We start from the raw sequence: 21,793 nt of genomic DNA on the forward strand, positions 1-21,793 counted from the left end.
CAGTGTGGGGATTAGTTTAGCAAATTAAAACATTGATTAGCAATTTCATACTCTTCATTGGTTGGAATCACCAAGATATTAACATTTGAATTTTCTTCGCTTATATTTAATAATTGACCACTATATGCTCTGTTCTTCGAATCATCTAGATTAATACCTAAATAACTTAAGTTTTTGCATACCGAATACCTCATTTTAGCATCATTCTCTCCAACTCCGGCGGTAAAAACTAATGCATCAACACCGTTTAAAACAGCAGTATAAGCGCCAATAAATTTTTTAATCCTGTAGGCATAAATTTCAAGCGCAAGCTGAGCAGATTCATTTCCCTCATCAGCTAATTTATTGATATCACGCATATCACTCGATCCGCCAACGCCTAACAAACCTGATTGTTTATTAAGCAATGTACTTAATTGCTCTAGCGTGTAACCAGAATGTTCCATTAAATGAAATATTACTGATGGATCGATATCTCCCGAACGAGTTCCCATCATTAACCCGCTTAAAGGACCAAAACCCATACTTGTATCTATTGATTTTCCATTTTTTATGGCAGTGATGCTGCATCCATTGCCTAAATGCACACTAATTATTTTCGATTCACCTTTGTTAAGGTATTTAATAGCCTGTTCGCTAACGTATTTATGGCTTGTACCATGAAATCCATAAACCCTTATCCCGTGTTCTTTGTAGTAAGTTTCAGGTATCGCATAGCGATAAGCATCTTGTGGGATAGTTTGATGAAAGGCTGTATCAAAAACCGCAATTTGTTTTGCAGCACTAAAGGTTTGCTCTGCTACTTCAATACATTTATAATTAACAGGATTGTGTAATGGGGCTAAAGAAAATAATTTCTTAATCTGGTGTTTTACATCGTTATCAATTAATGTTGCACCGGCAAAATGTTCTCCTCCATGCACTACTCGGTGTCCAACCGCTGTAATATCTTTTGGACTGGCAATTACTGCATTTTGCCCTTCAGATAATAAACTTAAAACTTGTTTTAACCCCTCCCCATGATTGGAAATAAATCCTTCCTTTTCTATCGTTAATTTTTCTCCATTAGGAAAAACAACATGTTTTATAAAAGAACCCTCAATACCGATGCGCTCTACCAACCCACTGCAAACGGGTTTCGGCGATGGCATTTTAAATAATTGATATTTGATTGAGCTACTTCCTGAGTTAATTACTAAAATATTCATAGGTTATTTTATATCCTGACATTGAATTGCGGTGATAACTACGGTATTAAAAATATCATCAACAGTGCAACCTCTGCTTAAATCGTTAATTGGTTTATTTAACCCTTGTAACATTGGGCCAATTGCCAATGCACCGGTTTCTCTTTGTACAGCTTTGTAAGTGTTATTTCCTGTATTTAAATCGGGAAAAATTAAAACGCTGGCTCGTCCGGCAACTTCAGAACCTGGTAATTTTTGCTGACCAACCAAAGGATCTACGGCAGCATCATATTGTATCGGGCCTTCAATTTTTAATTCCGGGTGTTTGGCTTTCACAATTGCAGTTGCTTCGCGTACACGCTCCACATCTTCGCCTTCGCCAGAACTTCCAGACGAGTAGGAGAGCATGGCAATTCTTGGCTCTATACCAAATTTTGAACTGCTTTCTGCTGATGAAATTGCAATTTCGGCTAATTGTTGTGCAGTCGGATTTGGATTTACTGCGCAATCGCCAAAAATGGCAACACGCTCTGGTAAGCACATAAAAAATATGGAAGAAACAACAGATACGCCTGGTTTGGTTTTCACAAATTGTAAGGCAGGCCTGATGGTATGCTGCGTAGTATGAACCGCTCCTGAAACCATCCCATCTGCATCGCCTTTATAAACCATCATGGTACCGAAATAAGAAACATCGGTCATCATATCCCGGGCCATTTCCATATTTACGTTTTTATTTTTGCGTAGTTCATAAAGGGTTTCTACATAATCATCGTATTGCGGAGATTGTGCCGGATTGTGAATATTTATTGAATTGATATCAAGATTTAATCCCAACCTTTTAATAGAAGTTCCAATTTCCAAAGGGTCGCCAAGCAATGTAATGTTAACTACATCCTGGGTAATTAATTTTTCTACAGCTTTTAATATCCTGTCATCGTTCCCTTCGGGCAAAACAATGTGTTTTTTCTCGCCTTTTGCCCATTTCACCAAATTGTATTGAAACATGTGTGGTGTTATGCCTTCGTAACTAAAAGTGATGATTTTATCATCTAATGCTTTCAAATCAACATATTTTTCAAATAGTTCAATGGCGAGTGAAATTTTCTTTTTATTATCAATCGTGATTTTTGAATGAATAGAACCGATTGCCGTCGTAGTTTCAAAAGTGCCTTTTTGAACCGAAATAATCGGAATTATAGTCTGTAATCCTTCAATCAACTTAATCATTGGCTCATCAGGCAAACTGCCCGCAGTTAATACAATACCTGCAACCTTTGGGTAGTTGGCAGATAAATTAGCCTGCAATGAACCGATAATAATATCGCCACGGTCGCCTGGTGTAACAATTAAGAGATTATCCTTTATATGCCTTAAAAAATTGGGCAACATCATAGCGCCAGTTACAAAATTATCTACCTGGTTATCCATCAAATCTGCTCCAAATAGAACCTCAGCATCTAATGCTTCTGTAATTTCTCTCATTGTTGGACTTTGTAAGCCGCTTTCAATAGGAATTACAGCAATTAATAACTCGGGCGGTAATTGATTAGTGAGTGCTTGTTTAATCCGTTCAGCTTCTTCTGGGTTAACCATGTTTGCAACAACACCCAAAACCTGTACATCTCTTAGCAAGAAATTACGGTATATATTTATAGCCGATTTAAAAAGCTGACTAGCGGTTTTGTTTTTACCTGAAACGACAATTAATACCGGGGCTCCGAGGTTTTTAGCCATTAATGCATTTGATTCAAACTCAAAAGCCATTCCTTCACCCAAAAAATCGCTTCCCTCAATTACAGTAAAATCGTAATTATCTTCTAATTTTTTGTATTTGCTGATGATTGTATTAATGACATCTCCACTATTTTGATGTTCATGTAGCATATCTTGCCTGGTGAAAGCAAAGGCATCTTCATATTTAACCGGCAGAGAAAAATAATCAAGCATTGCCTCCACATGTTTATCTTTTTCATTTACATCATCCTGAGCAATAATTGGCTTAAAATAGCCAACTTTTTGCGTTTTGGCGAGCAACATATTAATCATCCCGAAAGCGATTACCGATTTGCCGGTATATGGTTCTGCAGAAGCAATGAAGATATTTTTAGTCATACGAAGAGTTATTTTATAGATAAACCAACAGCCCGCAAGATAGTTGGAAAAATTTAAATTGCGATTTGTAAATTGTAATTATTTAGAATAATTCTAATGTAGCTTTTACCTTCGGTTCGCTTTTTTTTAAAAATCAAAATCCTGCTAAAACAAAAAATCCTGATATCTTTCGATTCAGGATTTTTTAGCTTTTTGAGCGGAAAGCGAGGGATTCGAACCCCCGGACCTATGACAGTCAACAGTTTTCAAGACTGCCGCATTCGACCACTCTGCCAGCTTTCCGGAGGCAAAAGTACAAACTCTGCTCAAATCTGCAAACTATGATGTGCTTTTTTTTATATAAAATTGATAATTGCTTAACACAGAGGAAGAAAAAAATTATTTTTTAGAAATATTTCCTTCAATATGGTCGCTTTCTTTGAATAGATTAAAGGTGGGGCGAATAATTTTCACACTTTTTTTACTCACATCGATACTTGCATTAAGCTCAAAGCCTATTAATAAAATCAGGGAGTTTAGATAAAGCCAAATCATTATAACGATTAAGGTTCCGATAGAACCATAAACTTTATTGTATGAACCGAAATTGTTGATGTAAAAGGAAAATCCCCAGATGGTTAAAAAAGCTAAAATAGTGGCCAACCAGGAGCCTGCACTAAATAGTTTCCATTTCTTTGCGTGTGATGGTCCGTATCGGTAAAGTATAGAGATTGTGATAAAATAGAGCGCTGCTAATAATGTCCATCGCGTAAGCTGAATGGCATAAACGGCTAAGCTATCTTTAATGTGAAGTTCTGTTTTAATGTAATTCAAAAGCAATTCGCCAATGGCCATTGCGCTGATGCAAATAATGATAGAGAAAAAAATTATCATAGTAAGGATTAATGCAATAAGGCGTTGCTTTAACCAGCTTCTGGTTTCTATTACCAGCGAAGCTTTGTTAAAAGCTTTCATTAGATTTTGAACGCCGTTTGTAGCAAAAAAGATTGCCGACAGAAATCCGAAGGATAATAAACCTCTGTTTTGGTTGTTGATGATATCTTTTAACGTTGTTTCGAATGCTTCAAACGCATTGTGAGGGAGAATCAATTCTATTAAACTTAAAAGCTTTTCTTGAAAACCTGAAATTGGTATAAAAGGAATTAAAGTAAATAGAAATATAATACTTGGGAAAATGGCCAGCATAAAGCTATAAGCCAATGATGATGATTTATTAACCAACGATTCTTTCTTAATTTCTCTGAAAAAGAAGGTTGCTACAGTAAAAAGGGGCAATGGGCTGAAACCAGGCAATACGCAGGATTTAGTCCACTCAATAAAGTTAGAGTAAAACCTGAAATTTAATAATTGCCTATGTAACCATTCCATTAATTAATTATACAAAATGAGGTTTAACTCCATCCATAAATTTCTTTGGTGGATGACATGGCCTGCGTGTTGTTTTATCTACAAAAACCAATACCGTTTTACCGATATTAATTAATTCTTCCTTTTCGTTATAAATCTCGTACTCTACATTAAGCCTTACGGTAGGCAGTTCTTTTACAATTGATTTAACTGTTAAAACCTGATTATAAAGGGCCGGTTTCAAGAATTTTGATTGCAATTCTAAAAGTGGCAACATCACACCATCTGCTTCCATTGATTCGTATGTTATTCCCGAGCAAGCTTCAAAGCATTCAGTTCTGGCTATTTCATAATACAAAGCGTAATTTCCGTGATGAACTACACCCATTTGGTCAGTTTCCGCATAGCGAACTTTAACCTTAGTTTCGTGTACAAACATTATTTAAAGATGTTTCTTTTATTTAATGCATCACGATATTTCTTTGCATTGATTTCGTGCTCTGCTTTGGTTTCTGCAAAATTGTGGTAGCCGGAAAAATCTTCTTTGGCACACATATAAATGTAATTGTTCTTATTGTAGTTTAAAACTGCATCAATTGCATTTATGCTTGGCATCATAATCGGTCCCGGAGGTAAGCCAGCATATTTATAAGTATTGTATAACGATTGAACCTGCAACAATTTATTGGTTACTCGCTTTACAGTAAAATCATCATTGGCAAAAATTACCGTTGGGTCTGCTTGTAATAGTATGCCTTTGTTTAAGCGATTTAAATATAAACCCGCAATAATCGGCATTTCCTTATCGTAAAGCGCTTCCGCATCAACTATTGATGCCAAAGTGTAAACCTGAGCAGTTGTTAAGTTTAAGCTAGCCGCTTTTTGCTTACGATCTGCAGTCCAGAATTTTTCATATTCCTTGTGCATTCGCTCAAAAAATTCTACCGGCGATACATTCCAATACATTTCGTAGGTGTTTGGAATAAACATCGTATATACATTATCTTGATTAAAACCATATTTACTAATAAAATTAGTAGAGTCCATCAAGCTGATAAAACTTAAAGAATCGGCTTCTAAATTACTTGCTAAATAAGCTGCAAAATTTTCTTTTTTACGGATGTTTTGAAATTTAAGTTTTACAGGTTCCTGGTTGCCGGCTTTTATCATGTTAATTAAAGTACGGTTTGTCATTCCCTTTTTTAGACGATAACGACCGGGCTTAACACTTGTAGCAAGATTCATTTTACCTGCAGCACTTGCAAATGATGAAGTGCTTTTTAGAATATCTTTAGTTTTTAAATTGTTGATTAAATCATCATAACTAGAGTTTGTTTTGATGTAAAGATATTTTTGATTTTCGGTAACGTTTGGTGCAAAGTATAACTTATAAATATTCAACGCAAAGTATCCGCCAATTAATATGGCCAAAACCAGTACGGTCAAAGCAATTTTTTTACCTGTTGTTGGGCTCTTTTTTTCAATCTCGCTCATTTGTGTAATGCGTAAAAGATTATAATTGTTTATTAGATAATGTGATGTTTATTCTTGTGCCAATCGCTACTTTGGTTAACGAATCTAAAGGCGATGGATCTTGTTTGGTGATTACTGCATTTGCACTATCCGTAATCGTACCTTCGTAGATGATGTTCCCCAGAACTAAAGCAGAACCTTTAAGCGAAAATTTAGCTTCATCTATCGTTAAACCGGTTAATTGAGGTATATCAACTTCCTCGTTTCCTCTACCATCACCGAGCACTAAATCAATCCTTGAACCTACCGGGATGGTTTGCCCTGCCTGAATGGCTTGTCCGCCAAAAGTTGCTTCTAAGACTACATCACGACTAACATCTGGTTTATAAGTTGTATCGCCAAGTTTTAAACGAGAACTCTCAATAATTGCCTGTGCTTCTCTAAGTGTTTTAAAAGCAATATCGGGGAATTTAGTATTTGGCGTATTGGCTGTATTAATGGTTAGGTAAATAGTGCGGTTATCTTTAACAAAGGTATTTGCATCAGGATCCTGGTCAATCACAATGCCTGCAGGTTTATCCATAATGTAAACCGAATCTACCTCGTACTTTAAACCAGCCTCTTCAAGCTTAACTACAGCATCAGCAAAAGATAAGCCTTTTACTAATGGTACATTAAGCCCTTGACCATGTTTAGTGTAAAACCTTAAACTAAAAAATGCAACCAGAAGCAATACAAATACTGTTAAAACAGCTGCAATAAGGGTTTTTCTGAAGGATTGTGTTTTTAAATATTCTATAAATTTAGACATCAATTATGAATTCTTTGTTAAAGCGATTAAACTCAAATGTAGGCAAATTTTAATTATTGGTTTGTTGTATTGCATGCCTTTAAGCAATAAGCTTACCAACTCTATTATTTCTCTTAATCAAAGTTAATTTTGCACAAAGATATTTATATTTTTGAGGATATATTTACATCAATTTCTAATTATAAAAGAATCTACAATGAAAAAAACTATAGCCTTACTAACAGGCGGAACCACAGGCGAATGGGTTGTTTCAGTTAAAAGTGCAGCTACAATTGCTCAGAATATTGATGCTGAATTATATGATGTTTATAAAATAATGCTTAACGATAAAGGCTGGTTTTATGAGCCCGCCGATTCAGTAAAGATAGATATTGATAAAAATGATTTCTCCTTAACTATAGAGGGTAGAAAAATAAAATTTGATGGTGTTTTTATCGCCATTCATGGTTCTCCTGGTGAAGATGGAAAGTTGCAAGGCTATTTCGATATGCTTGGCATTCCATATACAACTTGTGATGCTTTAACTTCTTCAATAACCATGAATAAAGGTTATACCAAAGCTATTGTTAATGGAATTGATGCTTTATACATTGCAAAATCAGTTCAAATATTTAGAAATGGAAATTATAACCTGAATCACATTAAGCAGGATTTGAAGCTGCCATATTTTGTAAAGCCAAATAGTGGTGGTAGTAGCATCGGGATGAGCAAAGTAAAACATGCTGATGATTTGGATGTTGCTATAGAAAAAGCTTTTAAAGAAGATACACAAGTTTTAATAGAAGAATTTGTAAGTGGCAGAGAGTTTTCTATCGGTGTTTTTGGTGCCGAAGGCGAGATTGTAGTTTTGCCAACCACAGAGGTTATTCCGGCAAATGAATTTTTTGATTTTGAAGCCAAATATACTCCAGGCGCTACTGAAGAAATTACACCAGGCAATATGAGTGAAGAAGAAGTAATTCGGGTAAATCGTATTGTAACTGATGTGTACAAAAAGTTAAACTGTAGGGGAGTGGTTAGGATAGATTATTTTTTAGAACACGAAACCGGTAATTTTTACTTTATTGAAATCAACACCATTCCAGGTCAAACGGCAACTAGTTTTATTCCTCAGCAAGTTGCGGCTATGGGTATAAGCTTAAAAGAGTTTTATACCAGATTGATGAAAGAAACGCTTAAAGGATAGTCTGTTAATGGATAGACAGAAGCTAATAGATATGGGTTGCCCGGTTCGAAAATATGCTAAAGATGCTATAATTTACGAACCGGGAACACAGCCTAAAAACGTTTTCTTTGTGAAAACCGGCGAGGTACGGATGGTAACGGTTAATGAAGATGGCAAGGAATTTATTCAAGGTATCTTTCAATCCGGACAGTATTTTGGAGAACCAGCGTTGTTAGTTGATAAACCATATTTAGCCTTTACAATAGTGAGTAAAGCTTCTGAAATTATAATTGTAAGTAAGGAAAATTTTTTTAACTTGATAAAAACCGATGCAGATTACAGTATGAGTTTAATTAAAGTTTTGAGTAACAGATTGTTTTATAAATCCATGATGTTAGAGGAACTTGCAAACGAAAAGGCTGAACATCGGTTATTAACAATGATAAACTATTTATTTAGCAATGCTGATAAAAGCCAGAGTTTGGGTGTTACCAGGCAGGATTTAGCAGATCTAACAGGCTTAAGGGTAGAAACAGTTATTAGAGAGGTTAAAAGTTTGGCTGCCAGGAATTTCATCATCATAAAAAAGGGAAAAATCTACAAGGCTTAAAAAAAAATGTATGATATATGATTTAGGTCATATTTTTTTATTGTATTTGAGCCTACTTTTGTAAGTAATTAAATAAACTATGGCTGAGCTAACAAAATTTCAGGCGGTATTGAAGTGCAAATGCCCCCGATGTAGAAAGGGTGATATTTTTACAGGCAATGCTTATGCGTTTAAACTTCAAAAAACAAATATCAATTGCCCATACTGTAATTTAAAATTTGAGCGAGAGCCTGGCTTTTTTTATGTAGCCATGTTTGTAAGTTATGCAATGAATGTTGCCGAAATTATAACCATTGGTGTAGCCTCATACGTATTAGGTTTGCCGCTTATCTACGAAAATTTGTGGTATTACGTAGCACTGATTTTAGTAGGGGTTTTTTTACTTTCACCAATAAATTACCGTTACTCAAGGGTTATATTATTGCATTGGTTAACCCCGGGATTAAGTTACGTACCAGATATACCGGCACATAAATCCTAATAATTGGCTAATTAATCACCGGAACCGGGTGCTGTATGTACTCTATTAATTCTACTATTTTGCCTTTTTTGAATTTAACTTTATTGTACAGATAAACGGTATCAATTTTACCTTCTTTTGTGATGTTGATTTGTTCATACCAGAGATTTACAGATTCTTCACTATCATTAACCAACGGTATCACCTCGTAAACAGTAATTTTAAATGTATTCATTCTATTAAATTCGTTCTCCATTTGCTGTAGCAATCGGCTCCTGCTGCCATTAAATCTATAGCCATCTAAAAAGAAAATTACTGTATCCGCCATTTCGGCGCTCATCATTGCGGTATCTAACTTTTCAAATCCTTTAAGCAGTCTTAACATTTTAAAAGAATTGGTACTATCTGTTCCAAGTTTCCAATTTTTAAATTCCTGAATTTTGTAAGGGCTTTGGATGGTATCTGATGAAAAAACGTCTTTTAAATTCTTTCCACTATATTGGCAGGCCATTAATAGCGGTATAACACCAATTAAGATTGATGAGTTTTTCATGATTAATTTATTTGGATGCTTAGTTGCGTAAATTTACTAATTATCTGAAAATTAATCAATTAAAATTATTTATGTATTTTTAAGGTTTTGGCAGTATTCTTTATAGGGGTAAGGATAATTATTCAAAATTTCAACTAATTCTTTAACAGTATCTTCTGATGTTAGCTCATATTGATATTCATCTTCGATACTTCCCATTTTGGTTTCAGCGTTTCTGTATATCATTTTGCTGTTAACATAAGCCTTTGCTGATGCATGAAAATCATTCGCTCCAGTTTCTGTTATTAAAGTTTTTAAGTTGTTTTTGTTTATACCTGCTCCAGGCATTATAGCAATTCTGCCATTGGCTTGTTTTACAAGCTTGGTTAATGTTTTTATACCGTTTATAGCAGTAGATGCGCCTCCTGAAGAAAGCACACGAATGATGCCTAAATCGATTAAATCTTCCAAGGCTTTTTCCATGTTATTGGTCATATCAAAAGCACGGTGGAACGCAACTTTCATTGGCGAAGCTAATTGAATTATCGCTTTCATACGTGCTAAATCTATGCTTCCATCTGCTAAAAGAATTCCTGTAACTATACCATCACAATTTAGTGATTTAAAGTGCTTTATGTCTTCCTGTATTAGCGCAAATTCGAGCTCAGAGTATAGAAAATCGCCTCCTCTCGGACGGATAATTGGCCAAATTTCGATAGATAAATTTTTCTTGGCCAATGCAATTTGGCTATGGCTTGGTGTGGTTCCGCCTTCAGCTAGATTATCACAAAACTCAACACGTTTGGCACCACCATTTTGTGCTGCTAACGCAGATTCATAACCATTTGCGCAAACTTCTAAAACTTTACTCATTATTGTTCATTTATAAGCCCTAAAACTTTCCAGCCAATATCAGATTTAAAAGTATTTAATTTTTGAATTGATTTTCCACCATCAGGAAACCAGCATATTTCTGTTATAATGCAGTGATTCTCATCAATCATTTCCCTTTCGAAGGCATTTTGTAAGCCTGAAAAATTCGGAAAACCTTGTTCCTCAATATTTTTAATAAATGAAACCTCTAAAACTTCTGCAGTTTTGGCAATCATTTCTTCATCTGCATTGGTGTTAAGTGCGGAAAGCATCATTTTGGCTTCTTCATAAAAATTTTTACAGGCAATTGCTGCATCTAAGTTTTTATCATTGTAAGCATTTTCAAGGGCTAATATGGCGCCTTCGGGTGTATCAAGATTGGCCTTAAAATAATCAACGCCTTCATCAATATACAAGCCAATGCTATTATCGAATGCTGCCCTTTCATTTTCAGGAACACCATCTCTAATGGCTCTTATGGTATACCCTCCAATTAATTTACCGTTTTCAATTGTCATCCAGTCAGAAATCAAATTGCGGTCAATGCCAATCTTTTGATTCAGTTTTACTGTGTTAACATTTACCGGTTCATTTCCTACTGTTCCATAAAGGTTGCCTTCAGCATCAAAATGGGGTTCGGTTAACCAAATGTGTTCTCCATTTTCTCCATCAATTATATGAACTTTTACAGAAAAATAAGCATGATGAGCTTGAGGGTTTGCAAGGCTTTCTTCAAAATACCAAAGGGTTAGTTTAGCTTTTTCAATAGCCCAGTTCATACGTTCATCTTCGTTAGGAACATAGACCATATCAGGCTCACCTTTGCGTTCTTCTACATTTTTTTTGCCAAAAATTTTAGATAATAATCCCATGTTTTATTTATTTAAAGATTAATGAGGGATGATATCTGTAATTAGTAATAACTTTTTCCTTTAATTAATAGATCTTGTTTTTCTGCATTGCAAACTGCGTAACTAAAACCTTGCTGAATTGCATAAGCTCCGTATTCGCCTTTCTTATTAATGGCTAAAAAGCCAACCTGAATATTTTTAGCAGTTTCGGGTTTCTTTTTAATAATGCGCATTACGGCCTCTTTACATGCTGCTTCTGGCGAATAACCTTGACGCATCAATTCCACCACCAAAAACGAACCAACGTTGCGCACCACTTCTTCACCAACGCCTGTAGAAGTTGCGCCACCAACTTCATTATCTACAAATAAACCTGCACCAATTAACGGACTGTCGCCTATTCTTCCGCGAAGTTTATAAGCCATTCCACTGGTTGTACATGCACCAGAAATGTTTCCTTTCGCATCAATTGCCAACATCCCAATGGTATCGTGGTTATATTGATTTCCTGGTAATTTTTGAGGAGCAGCTTTATCATAAAGCTTATTCTCAATATTCATCGTAGGCTCGTATTTGGATGTTTTTAGCCATTCCTTCCATGCTTTTTCGCTAGCAGGCGTAAGCAAATTTTCCTTTTTAAAACCTTGCTCCAGTGCAAACTGTAATGCACCTTCGCCAGCAAGCATAACATGAGGTGTTTTCTCCATCACCTTACGGGCCACTGATATTGGGTGTTTAATATGCTCTAAAGCTAAAACAGCACCACAATTTCCGTTTTCATCCATAATACAGGCATCCAAAGTTACTTTACCATCTCTATCAGGCAAACCACCATAACCAACAGTTTGATTTTTTTCGTCAGCTTCTGGTACCCAAACGCCTTGTTCAACTGCATCTAATGCTTTTCCACCTTTTGAAAGAACCTTCCACGCATCAGCATTGGCTGCAATACCAAAATCCCAGGTAGAAATTACGATTGGGAAATTAGCGGCAGTATTCTTTTTTTGAACTGGAATTGCGTTTGCAATACTACTTTTATCAACAGCTAATAAACCTGCAGAAAGGGCAGAGGCTTTTATAAATTTGCGACGGTTAAACATGTAAGATTGAATGATTTAGGATTTGGTTTTATTGTAAATTGAAAATTTTTATTATAGATTGAAAATTATACTTTGTTTATTGATGTTTGTACTTTGTTTATTGAGCTTTGTAATTTGATTATTGATTATTGTACTTTGTTTATTGAAAATTGTTACTTATTTATTCTACCTGAACATTAATCTTCAATTTCAAATTTATCTGCATCTTTTAAGAAAGGAAACTGTCGCCTTATCTTCGCTAATTCTTCGTAATTAATAGTTACAGTATACATATCTTCATCTTCCGGTTTATAGTAAACCGTGCTTCCATAAGGGTCAATTACCATCGAATGGCCGCCATGATAAACCTGATTACCATCATGCCCAACCCGATTTACGCCAATAACGTAACTTTGATTTTCGATAGCACGAGCCGGAATTAATGCCCGCCAATGCGACGAACGTTTATCGGGCCAGCTTGCCACTAATAGTAAAATATCGTACTCTTCATTAACATTTCGCAACCACACAGGAAAACGTAAATCATAGCAAATGGCTAATCTAATTTTCCAGCCTTTTAACTCTACTATCAATTTATCTTTACCGGCACTAAAGTTTTTATCTTCATCGCCCATTCCAAATAAATGGCGTTTATCGTAATATTTATGGTCGCCATTTTGCTCCATCCAAATTAAACGGTTGTAATATTTGCCGTTTTCTTTTATAATTAAACTTCCGGTAACGATGCAATTATACTGATGTGCAATTTTTTGCATCCATTGCATGGTAAAACCGCCCATTTCTTCAGCCAAGGCTTCAGAATTCATACTGAAACCGCTGTTAAACATTTCAGGAAGTATAATTAAATCAGTTTTTTCCCTAACGCCCGATGATAACCTCAATCCAAGATTTAAAAGATTTTTTTCTATGTTTTCCCAAAATAGATATGCCTGAAAAATCGTGACTTTCAGGTTTTCTATTTGAGTGTATATAGGTTTTTCCATGTATGTTTAGTTTTTAGGGATGTTAAACATTTTTTAATTTCTCTGCAGCCGATGCTAAAGTTGAATTTTCTTTGGCAAAACAAAAGCGGATTATTTTGTAGTCGGTTGCTTTTTGGTAGAATGCCGAAACTGGGATGGTGGCAACTCCAAACTCTTTTATCAGTCTGATACTGAAATCAGTATCTTTTTCATCGCTGATTTTACTATAACTTGCACACTGAAAATATGAGCCATTGCAAGGCAATAAGTCAAAACGGCTTTCGGCTAAAAGGCTTCTGAAATAATCACGTTTTTTCTCAAAAAAAGCCGATATTCCGTTGTAATTATTTGGCTCTTTAATGTATTGGGCAATAGCTTGCTGCATAGGGCTATTAACGCTGAAAACGTTAAATTGGTGTACCTTTCTAAATTCCTTGGTTAGTATTTCTGGTGCTAAACAATATCCAAGTTTCCATCCGGTGGCATGTAAAAGCTTTCCAAATGAGGCTACTACGAAACTTCGCTTCCTTAATTCAGGAAAAAGCATTACACTTTTATGCTTTTGTTCGTCGAAAATTAAATGTTCGTAAACTTCATCGCTTAATATCAGAATATCGGTATCATTAACCAATTTTATAAGCGAGTTCATATCATTCTCTGATAATATACTCCCAGTAGGATTTTGCGGCGAGTTTAAAATTATCATCCTGGTATTGGCCGTAAACAACTTTTTAACCATATCCCAGTCAATTCCATAATTTGGTGGGGCAAGCTCGTAAGTTTTTACAATACCACCTAATAATTTAATGGTTGGTGCATAACTATCGTAAGCCGGCTCAAAAATTATAACTTCATCGCCCGGATTAATAATAGCCGTTAGCGCAGTAAAAATGGCTTGCGTGCCACCGGCGGTTACAGTTATTTCCGTATCCGGATTATATTTTACGTTGTATAAATTTTCTACTTTTTCGGCAATGGTTTCCTTTAAAAAAATGTTGCCCGGCATGGGTGCATATTGGTTGTAGCCATCTTTCATGGCCTTTTCAACAAGCTGGGTTAATTTTGGGTCGCAAGGGTAATCCGGAAAACCCTGCGATAAATTAATTGCATTATAATCTGCCGCAAGTTTAGACATTACCGAGAAAATGGTTGTACTAACACCCGGAAGTTTTGATTGTATATTCAACATGTATAAGCGAAAATAGCAAAAAAACCTTTAGGAATAGACAGCTTAATGTTATATCAAGTCGGGATATTTTTTGGAAAGCACTTGCAGTAGTAAATGGCTTTGGGTTGGCCCCGCTTTGCAATCGGGTTTAGGTGGCGCCACTATAATTCCTATTAACGTTTTTGGCGCAGTGCAAACAGGTAAATACAAAATGAGATCAAAGCAGATGGATAATTGGATAATAAATTTTCAAAAGAACGAATAACCTTTTGTTTTCAAACCCGACAGTAGCGAACACGGAGTGCAACGAAGTAAAGCGGATGGCGGGACGGAAAGCCACTATGAAATGGGAGCTTTAATTTCCAAATCATTTTAAAAGATAATGCCTATTAAACCCTGGTGCAGTAAAACTTAATGCGCTACTATGCTTGCATCTGCTGATGCTTCAATTTCGGTTTTAATAAATCTTTTGCCAAGCACAAGGCAAATTAAGGCAACAAAAGCTGCAGCTGTCATAACCAATGGCATTGGCACAACAGAATGCTCGCTGAATAAACTAACTAAAACCGAAGCTAAAGCGCCCAAACCCATTTGTAATGCACCCATTAAAGCAGAGGCACTGCCGGCATTTTTGGTAAATGGCGCTAATGATAAGGCTGCTGCATTTGGATTTATGAAACCTAAACATGAAAGAAATAAGGCAATAAAACCAATTGTTGAATATAAATTAAGCCAGTTGTTAATGGCAAAAGCCAGAAATATTAAACTGAAAGCACATTGCGCTAATAAGGCGTAGTTAACAATTTTTTTACTGCTAAACCATCTCAAAATGAAGCTGTTTAATTGGCTCGAACCAATAAAAGCTACAGATAATAATGCGAAAATCCATCCGTAACCGGTTTTGCTTACGTCATAAATTTTCATAAACACAGTTGGGGAGGCAGATACATAAGCAAATAAACCAGAAAATGTTATAGCACTGATTAATGCGTAGGTTGTAAACTGTGGCTCTCTTAAAACGCTTAGAAAGCTATTGATGATTGGCTTTGGTTTTAAAGAATAATTTGGGTCTGGCTTGTAACTTTCCGGCAGCTTAAATATAGTAGCTAAAAGAATTATCATTGCCATAATACCTAAGAAAACGAAAACGTATTTCCAGCCTAAAGCTGCAATTAAATAACCGCCGGCAGTTGGTGCTAGCATTGGCGAAACGGCAATAACCAACATCAGCGAAGCGAAAACTTTTGGACTTTCTTCAACGGTAAACAAATCTCGAACCATAGCAACTGATGCTACAGCTGTAGCACAACTCCCTATTGCCTGTACAAAACGTAAAACAATAAGTTGATTAACATCGGTAACGGCTAAACATAAAAATGATGCAAGAATATATAAAGCCAGGCCAAAATAAAGGGGTTTTTTACGTCCATATTTATCTAAAAGCGGTCCGTATAATAATTGACCTGCAGAAATACCTATAAAAAAACTAGAAAGAGAAAGTGCAACTGTTGATTCTGTACTTCTTAAATCTTGAGCGATATCAACAAAACCCGGCAAATACATATCGATAGAAAAAGGGCCAAGAGCTGCTAAAGAACCTAATATAAGTATTAAAAAGAAGTGCTGTTTTTTAGCCATTTTATTTAGTTTTTTCCGAGCCGCAAAGATTGGGAGATTAAATTGCTAATCCTATTATTAAGGTTAATGGATTGTAAAAAGTAACGTTTCAAAAATATAACGTTTAAAAAGTAAATCTGATTTGATTTATATTTAGATTTATAGGCTATGACTTTTAAAACTAAAGAAAGCCGTTTACTTCTCGTTCTGGGATGTTTTTTTGTGGCAAATGCAATCTTATCAGAATTTATCGGTGTAAAATTATTTAGTGTTGAAGAAACTTTAGGTTTAAAAAAGTTTGATATCAACCTTTTTGGTGTGCCAAACTTATCTTTTGTAATGTCGGCTGGGGTGCTAACCTGGCCAATTATTTTTATCATGACCGATATTATCAATGAGTATTTTGGGGTAAAGCAGGTTCGGTTTTTGTCAATCCTTACATCGATTTTAATAGCTTTTGCATTTTTGGTTGTTTGGGGTTCCATGCATTTAAGCGCAGCTGATTTTTGGGTTCATCAAAAAATAAATGGCGAAGATTTGAATATGAACAATGCTTTTGCCGGGATTTTTGGTCAAGGAATGTGGATTATTGTAGGTTCGATTGTAGCTTTTATTGTGGGCCAACTTGCCGATGTACTTATTTTCCACAGAATTAAAAGAATAACCGGCGATAGAGCGCTTTGGTTAAGGGCGACAGGTTCTACACTCGTTTCTCAATTAATAGATAGTTTCGTGGTAATTTTTATCGCTTTCTATTTAAATCCTCAATACAATTATAGTTGGGAAATGGTTGCTGCCATAGGCTTAGTTAACTACACCTATAAATTTGTTGTAGCCATTTTAATGACCCCGATTTTATATGTTGTACATACCATAATTGATGGTTATTTAGGAAAGGATTTAGCTAAAAAATTAATTGATATGGCAAGTAGGGGTTAATAAAATACAAATTATGAAATCTAAATTCTTAATTCTGATGACATCAATTTTAATGTTTTCTTGCAATGATGATGCTGATAAAATGGACAAAAGCAAGCTTAACATTCAAGGAACCTGGAAGTTAATTTCTGGCACCATTACCGATAATAAATCTGGCAAGCAGCGTAATTATCCTATGGATTTTGAAATGATTAAAATCATTAACGATACGCATTTTGCTTTCTTAAAACATAGCTTGAATAAAAAAGATACATTAGGATTTGACGCTGGAGGTGGTAGCTATAAATTGAGCAACGACAGCTACATAGAGCACCTGGAATATTACAATAATAAAAATTGGGAAGGTAAGCACTTTGATTTTAAGCTGGCTTTACATGGCGATACGCTAATTCAAACTGGTATAGAAAAGGTAGAAAAAGAGGGAATTGATAGAGTAATCGTAGAAAAATATATAAAAACAAAGAAATAACGCAAAAGGTCGGAATCGCTCCGACCTTTGTGCTTAACAACAAAACAAATAAAAAAATTAACCTTAAAAAATCTTAAATCGCAGCTAAATCTTCAGCGTAAACATTATCTGCAACCTTTTCTTGCTTGTAAATTTGCCTACCCGTGTAAGCAATGAATACGTTTTTATCCAGAAGCAAGTCGCGGTTTTTAATTAAGTGACTTAGCTTTACCGTACCAATAACATATTTATATTCGCTTGCCGAGTAACGTTCACTTATGTTATCAAATTCCAATAAGCTGATTAAATCTTCATCTGCATAACGCAAATAAACTTCTAACAAAATATCTTCTGTGTGTTTAGCACCGTTTTCTGAATGATATTTTTTGTACTCGTAGCGATAATCGTAACGTAAAGCAGCAATATCCGAAAGCACTGCCGCACCGGTTGGATGTCCGCCCGCACCTTTACCAAAGAAAAATTGTTTATCAGCGAAAGCGGCCTGAACCGTTACTGCGTTGTATTCATTCTCAACATTGTACAAGAAATCATCTTTAGCAACAAGCTTGGGCAAAACGTAGGTAACAATATCTTTTTTATTAACCTTTCTGGCGGTTGGTACTAACTTGATTTTAAAGTTCTTCTCACGGGCATATTTAATATCGTAATGCGAAAGATTTTGTATGCCAATATTTAAAATATCATCTGGATTGACAAATAAACCATAGGCGTGAGCCGTTGCAATTGCCAATTTATATTTTGGGTCGTAACCGCCGACATCTAAAATTGGGTCGGTTTCTGCAAAACCTAAATCTTGTGCCTCTTTTAAAGCTGCACCATAGCTTTGGTTTTCATTAAATATTTTTGATAAAATATAATTTGATGAACCGTTAAAAATTCCACTTAAGGCATGGAAAAGTTCGTTGTCATAATATTCTTCAAGGTTTCTAATGATTGGGATACTTCCGCATACTGCGCCTTCATAAAGTAATGAAGTGCCATGTTTTTGCTGCAAATCTACCAGCTCTTTTAAATGCGTAGCAATCATTTTTTTGTTTGCCGAAACTACATTTTTGCCATTTTTTAATGCTGTGGTAACAATATCATAAGCAGCATCTGCATCATTTATCAATTCTACAATCGTATTAATTTCTGTGTTATTCAGAATTTCATTTTTATCGGTTGTAAATAAATCTTTATTCAGCGTACGCTTTTTTCTCGGGTCTTTTATAGCAATTTTTATAATTTCAAGGTTGAGATTCTGGCTTTGGATAATATCCAACAAACCCTGGCCTACAACGCCGAAACCAAATAAAGCTATTTTTAAATTTTTACTCATGGTGTTTATAGTATCAAGTATTTAGTATCAAGTATCAAGACTGGAAGCCTGAACACCTGCTATTAAATTTTATTATATTTTGCCACAGAATTGCAGATTTATATAGAATGCAATCCCTTATTTTATTTATATCTGTTTACGTGGCTGATTAATTATTTCAGCTTTAACTTTAGTCTTTTTGCTTTAAGCTTAAGCAGTATGTTGCAATTTGAAAATTTTTTTATCTCTGCTTTCCTTAATAAAAGTTCCGATGATGTTTGTTAAAGCATTTGTTTCAATTAAGAAACCATCATGTCCATATTCAGAATGAATCGCAACAAACTCGGCATCTTTGATGTTATCGGCTAAATATTTTTGTTCAGACACCGGAAAAAGGAAATCATTTTCAATTCCAATAACTAATGTATTTGCCTTAATTACCTTCAATGCTTCGGCAATAGATTTTCTATTTCGGCCAACATTATGGCTATCCATTGCTTTAGTTAAATAATAATAACTATATGCATTAAAGCGATTTATCAATTTCTCTCCTTGATAATTTTGATATGAAGATGCACGGAAATTGTCAGTTTTATCATTTACACTTTCTACCTGCGTACTGCCATAAGCATTATAAGTTCTATAACTTAGAAGTGCAATGCTACGGGCGGTTTTTAAACCCTTGCTGCCGCCATCAGGCTTATTTGCATAAAATGTTCTGTCGGTTGTTATCGCTAAACGTTGACTTTCGTTAAAAGCAATTCCCCATGGAGAGTGTACCGCATTTGTAGCCACCAAAATCAGGTTTTCTATTTTAGCTGGCTCAGTGATGGCCCACTCAACCGCTTGCTGACCGCCTAATGAGCCACCAATAAGCAGTTTAATCTGGTTAACACCTAAATGATTAGCTAATAATTGATGCGCAGAAACAAAATCTCTGATGGTAAATTGTGGGAATGCTAAATAATAAGGCAAACCTGTTACCGGGTTTTTGCTTAATGGATTTGTAGTTCCATAATTGGAACCTAAAACATTTGCACAAATTATATAATGGTCGTTTGGGTTAAACAAAGCATTTTGCCCAAATAAACCTTCCCACCATTCAAAAACATCGGCATTAGCTGTTAAAGCATGGCAAACCCAAATTACATTATCCTTGTTGGCGTTAAGTTTTCCATAAGTTTGATAAGCAATTTGCAGATTGCGAAGTTTCTTTCCACTCTCTAACTTAAATTGTTTTGGGTAATTATATGTTGATGAAATACTCATTATAAATTGTTCAATCGTAGTAAAAACGTGTTTATGTTAGCAAATTTATTCTGTAATTCCCGAGCCGATACTTGCAAAAGCTTGCTCAAAATCTGCCTTAATATCATCAATATGCTCAATACCAACAGAAACCCTTAATGCATTTGGTTTTACACCAGCGGCTAATTGTTCTGTTTCGCTTAATTGTTGGTGCGTTGTAGCTGATGGTTGAATTATCAATGTTTTAGCATCGCCAACATTAGCTAAGTGCGATACTAACTTCAAGCTGTCGATAACCTGAGTTGCGTTTTCTTTTGTACCATTAAGTTCGAAAGTTAACACGCCACCAAAACCATTGCTTAAATATTTTTTAGCTAAATTATTGTATTTGCTGCTTGCCAATCCCGGGTATTGCACTTCCTTAACCAGAGGATGATTTTCCAGCCAGGTTGCTAATTCTAAAGCATTATCTACATGGCGTTGTACACGAAGTGATAAGGTTTCTAAACCTTGTAATAATAAGAATGAGTTGAAGGGAGATAGGGCAGGACCTAAATCTCGTAAACCTTCTACACGTGCACGGATGATGAATTGAATGTTCCCGAAAGGACCGCCGATACCAAAAACATCATTAAAAACCAAACCGTGATAACCCTCTGATGGTTCTGTAAATTGTGTGAACTTACCGTTGCCCCAATTGTAATTTCCGCCATCAATGATAACCCCGCCGATGCTTGTTCCATGGCCGCCAATCCACTTTGTTGCAGATTCTACCACAATGTTGGCGCCATGCTCTAAGGGTTTAAACAAATATCCGCCAGCGCCAAAAGTATTATCAACAATTAAAGGAATGTCATATTTTTTCGCGATAGCGGCAATTTTTTCAAAATCTGGAACACTAAATGCAGGATTACCAATTGTTTCAAGATATATGGCTTTAGTTTTTTCTGTGATTTTTTCCTCGAATTCTTCCGGAACATCAGGATTTGCAAAATCAACATGAATACCTAAACGTTTAAATGAAACTTTAAACTGGTTGTAAGTTCCACCATATATATGTGATGATGAAACAATGCTATCTCCAGCCTCTAAAATATTATGCAAAGCGATAAACTGAGCTGCCTGACCTGAGGCAACGGCCAAAGCTGCTACTCCGCCTTCTAATGCTGCAATTCTTTTTTCAAAAACATCAGTTGTTGGGTTCATTAAACGGGTGTAGATATTCCCAAACTCCTTTAATGCAAATAAATTTGCGCCGTGTTCCGCGTTTTTAAATCCGTATGATGTTGTTTGGTAAATCGGAACAGCTCGTGATCCCGTAGTTGGGTCTATTTCTTGTCCGGCGTGTAATTGTAAAGTTTCAAATTTATATGAGGTTGACATGTTCTTAATAATTAATGTAGTGAATGTTTAAATGCTTAGGTGTCTGATTACAAATTGGTAACTACGATAATTTAAATTTGCGTATCCCGATTATTCGGGACCTTCCAATTTGATAAAGAGACAAGAATGGAAGATTTTTAGATTACTGTATGCAACAGCACATACACGTAGTCGCCTGCATATCAA

At 35.4% G+C, this 21,793-nt stretch carries 21 protein-coding genes and 1 tRNA gene; 5 read left to right on the top strand and 17 right to left on the bottom strand.

Annotated features, from left to right (window positions below):
• Positions 1-11: 11 nt before the first annotated feature.
• The 7 genes from LUA90_RS16075 to LUA90_RS16105 form a co-directional block, all read right to left on the bottom strand.
• Entirely contained in the window at positions 12-1,208 is a 1,197-nt protein-coding gene (locus LUA90_RS16075) for an acetate/propionate family kinase (RefSeq protein WP_231491684.1), read from the bottom strand.
• Between the two features lie 3 nt (positions 1,209-1,211).
• A complete protein-coding gene (gene pta, locus LUA90_RS16080; RefSeq protein WP_231459760.1) occupies positions 1,212-3,302 on the bottom strand; it encodes a phosphate acetyltransferase in 2,091 nt (696 codons plus the stop codon).
• A gap of 197 nt (positions 3,303-3,499) precedes the next feature.
• Positions 3,500-3,584, bottom strand: a tRNA-Ser gene (locus LUA90_RS16085).
• 96 nt (positions 3,585-3,680) lie between these two features.
• Entirely contained in the window at positions 3,681-4,670 is a 990-nt protein-coding gene (locus LUA90_RS16090; RefSeq protein WP_231491685.1) for a YihY/virulence factor BrkB family protein, read from the bottom strand.
• Between the two features lie 7 nt (positions 4,671-4,677).
• Positions 4,678-5,088, bottom strand: coding sequence for a thioesterase family protein (locus LUA90_RS16095; RefSeq protein ID WP_231459758.1), 411 nt, complete (start codon positions 5,086-5,088; stop codon positions 4,678-4,680).
• A complete protein-coding gene (mltG, locus tag LUA90_RS16100; protein WP_231491686.1) occupies positions 5,088-6,143 on the bottom strand; it encodes an endolytic transglycosylase MltG in 1,056 nt (351 codons plus the stop codon). The genes LUA90_RS16095 and mltG overlap by 1 nt, the downstream gene beginning before the upstream one ends.
• 19 nt (positions 6,144-6,162) lie before the next feature.
• Entirely contained in the window at positions 6,163-6,933 is a 771-nt protein-coding gene (locus LUA90_RS16105; RefSeq protein ID WP_231459756.1) for a PASTA domain-containing protein, read from the bottom strand.
• A gap of 196 nt (positions 6,934-7,129) precedes the next feature.
• Between LUA90_RS16105 and LUA90_RS16110 the strand changes: the two genes are divergently transcribed.
• From LUA90_RS16110 to LUA90_RS16120, 3 genes are all read left to right on the top strand, one after another.
• Positions 7,130-8,119, top strand: a complete 990-nt coding sequence (locus LUA90_RS16110; protein WP_231491687.1) for a D-alanine--D-alanine ligase — start codon at positions 7,130-7,132, stop codon at positions 8,117-8,119.
• A gap of 7 nt (positions 8,120-8,126) precedes the next feature.
• Positions 8,127-8,708, top strand: a complete 582-nt coding sequence (locus LUA90_RS16115) for a Crp/Fnr family transcriptional regulator (RefSeq protein ID WP_231459754.1) — start codon at positions 8,127-8,129, stop codon at positions 8,706-8,708.
• A gap of 79 nt (positions 8,709-8,787) precedes the next feature.
• Entirely contained in the window at positions 8,788-9,189 is a 402-nt protein-coding gene (locus tag LUA90_RS16120; RefSeq protein ID WP_231491688.1) for a DUF983 domain-containing protein, read from the top strand.
• A gap of 7 nt (positions 9,190-9,196) precedes the next feature.
• Here LUA90_RS16120 and LUA90_RS16125 read toward each other — a convergent pair whose 3' ends face one another.
• From LUA90_RS16125 to LUA90_RS16155, 7 genes are all read right to left on the bottom strand, one after another.
• On the bottom strand, positions 9,197-9,721 hold the full coding sequence (locus tag LUA90_RS16125; RefSeq protein WP_231491689.1) for a hypothetical protein: 525 nt from the start codon (positions 9,719-9,721) through the stop codon (positions 9,197-9,199).
• Positions 9,722-9,790: 69 nt separating this feature from the next.
• Entirely contained in the window at positions 9,791-10,573 is a 783-nt protein-coding gene (locus LUA90_RS16130; protein ID WP_231491690.1) for a copper homeostasis protein CutC, read from the bottom strand.
• Positions 10,573-11,445, bottom strand: a complete 873-nt coding sequence (locus LUA90_RS16135; protein WP_231491691.1) for a YegJ family protein — start codon at positions 11,443-11,445, stop codon at positions 10,573-10,575. The genes LUA90_RS16130 and LUA90_RS16135 overlap by 1 nt, the downstream gene beginning before the upstream one ends.
• 41 nt (positions 11,446-11,486) lie before the next feature.
• Complete coding sequence (locus LUA90_RS16140; protein WP_231491692.1) at positions 11,487-12,524, bottom strand: N(4)-(beta-N-acetylglucosaminyl)-L-asparaginase; 1,038 nt, start codon at positions 12,522-12,524, stop codon at positions 11,487-11,489.
• A gap of 176 nt (positions 12,525-12,700) precedes the next feature.
• The gene (locus LUA90_RS16145) at positions 12,701-13,507 is read right to left on the bottom strand and encodes a nitrilase family protein (protein WP_231491693.1); all 807 of its coding nucleotides are present in this window, start codon (positions 13,505-13,507) and stop codon (positions 12,701-12,703) included.
• A 22-nt stretch (positions 13,508-13,529) separates the two neighbouring features.
• Positions 13,530-14,675, bottom strand: coding sequence for a methionine aminotransferase (locus LUA90_RS16150; protein WP_231491694.1), 1,146 nt, complete (start codon positions 14,673-14,675; stop codon positions 13,530-13,532).
• Positions 14,676-15,065: 390 nt separating this feature from the next.
• On the bottom strand, positions 15,066-16,292 hold the full coding sequence (locus tag LUA90_RS16155) for a multidrug effflux MFS transporter (protein ID WP_231491695.1): 1,227 nt from the start codon (positions 16,290-16,292) through the stop codon (positions 15,066-15,068).
• 147 nt (positions 16,293-16,439) lie between these two features.
• Here LUA90_RS16155 and LUA90_RS16160 point away from each other — a divergent pair, with 147 nt between their 5' ends.
• Complete coding sequence (locus tag LUA90_RS16160) at positions 16,440-17,210, top strand: queuosine precursor transporter (RefSeq protein WP_231491696.1); 771 nt, start codon at positions 16,440-16,442, stop codon at positions 17,208-17,210.
• Between the two features lie 13 nt (positions 17,211-17,223).
• Complete coding sequence (locus LUA90_RS16165) at positions 17,224-17,679, top strand: hypothetical protein (protein WP_231491697.1); 456 nt, start codon at positions 17,224-17,226, stop codon at positions 17,677-17,679.
• A gap of 73 nt (positions 17,680-17,752) precedes the next feature.
• On the opposite strand, the gene LUA90_RS16170 is transcribed toward LUA90_RS16165, so the two are convergent.
• From LUA90_RS16170 to LUA90_RS16180, 3 genes are all read right to left on the bottom strand, one after another.
• Positions 17,753-18,997, bottom strand: coding sequence for a homoserine dehydrogenase (locus LUA90_RS16170; RefSeq protein ID WP_231491698.1), 1,245 nt, complete (start codon positions 18,995-18,997; stop codon positions 17,753-17,755).
• Between the two features lie 189 nt (positions 18,998-19,186).
• Complete coding sequence (gene metX / locus LUA90_RS16175; protein WP_231491699.1) at positions 19,187-20,245, bottom strand: homoserine O-acetyltransferase; 1,059 nt, start codon at positions 20,243-20,245, stop codon at positions 19,187-19,189.
• A 45-nt stretch (positions 20,246-20,290) separates the two neighbouring features.
• Entirely contained in the window at positions 20,291-21,607 is a 1,317-nt protein-coding gene (locus LUA90_RS16180) for an O-acetylhomoserine aminocarboxypropyltransferase/cysteine synthase family protein (protein ID WP_231491700.1), read from the bottom strand.
• Between the last annotated feature and the right edge of the window lie 186 nt (positions 21,608-21,793).

Origin of the sequence: Pedobacter sp. Leaf170 (genome assembly GCF_920984665.1) — a bacterium.
Lineage (GTDB): Bacteria > Bacteroidota > Bacteroidia > Sphingobacteriales > Sphingobacteriaceae > Pedobacter.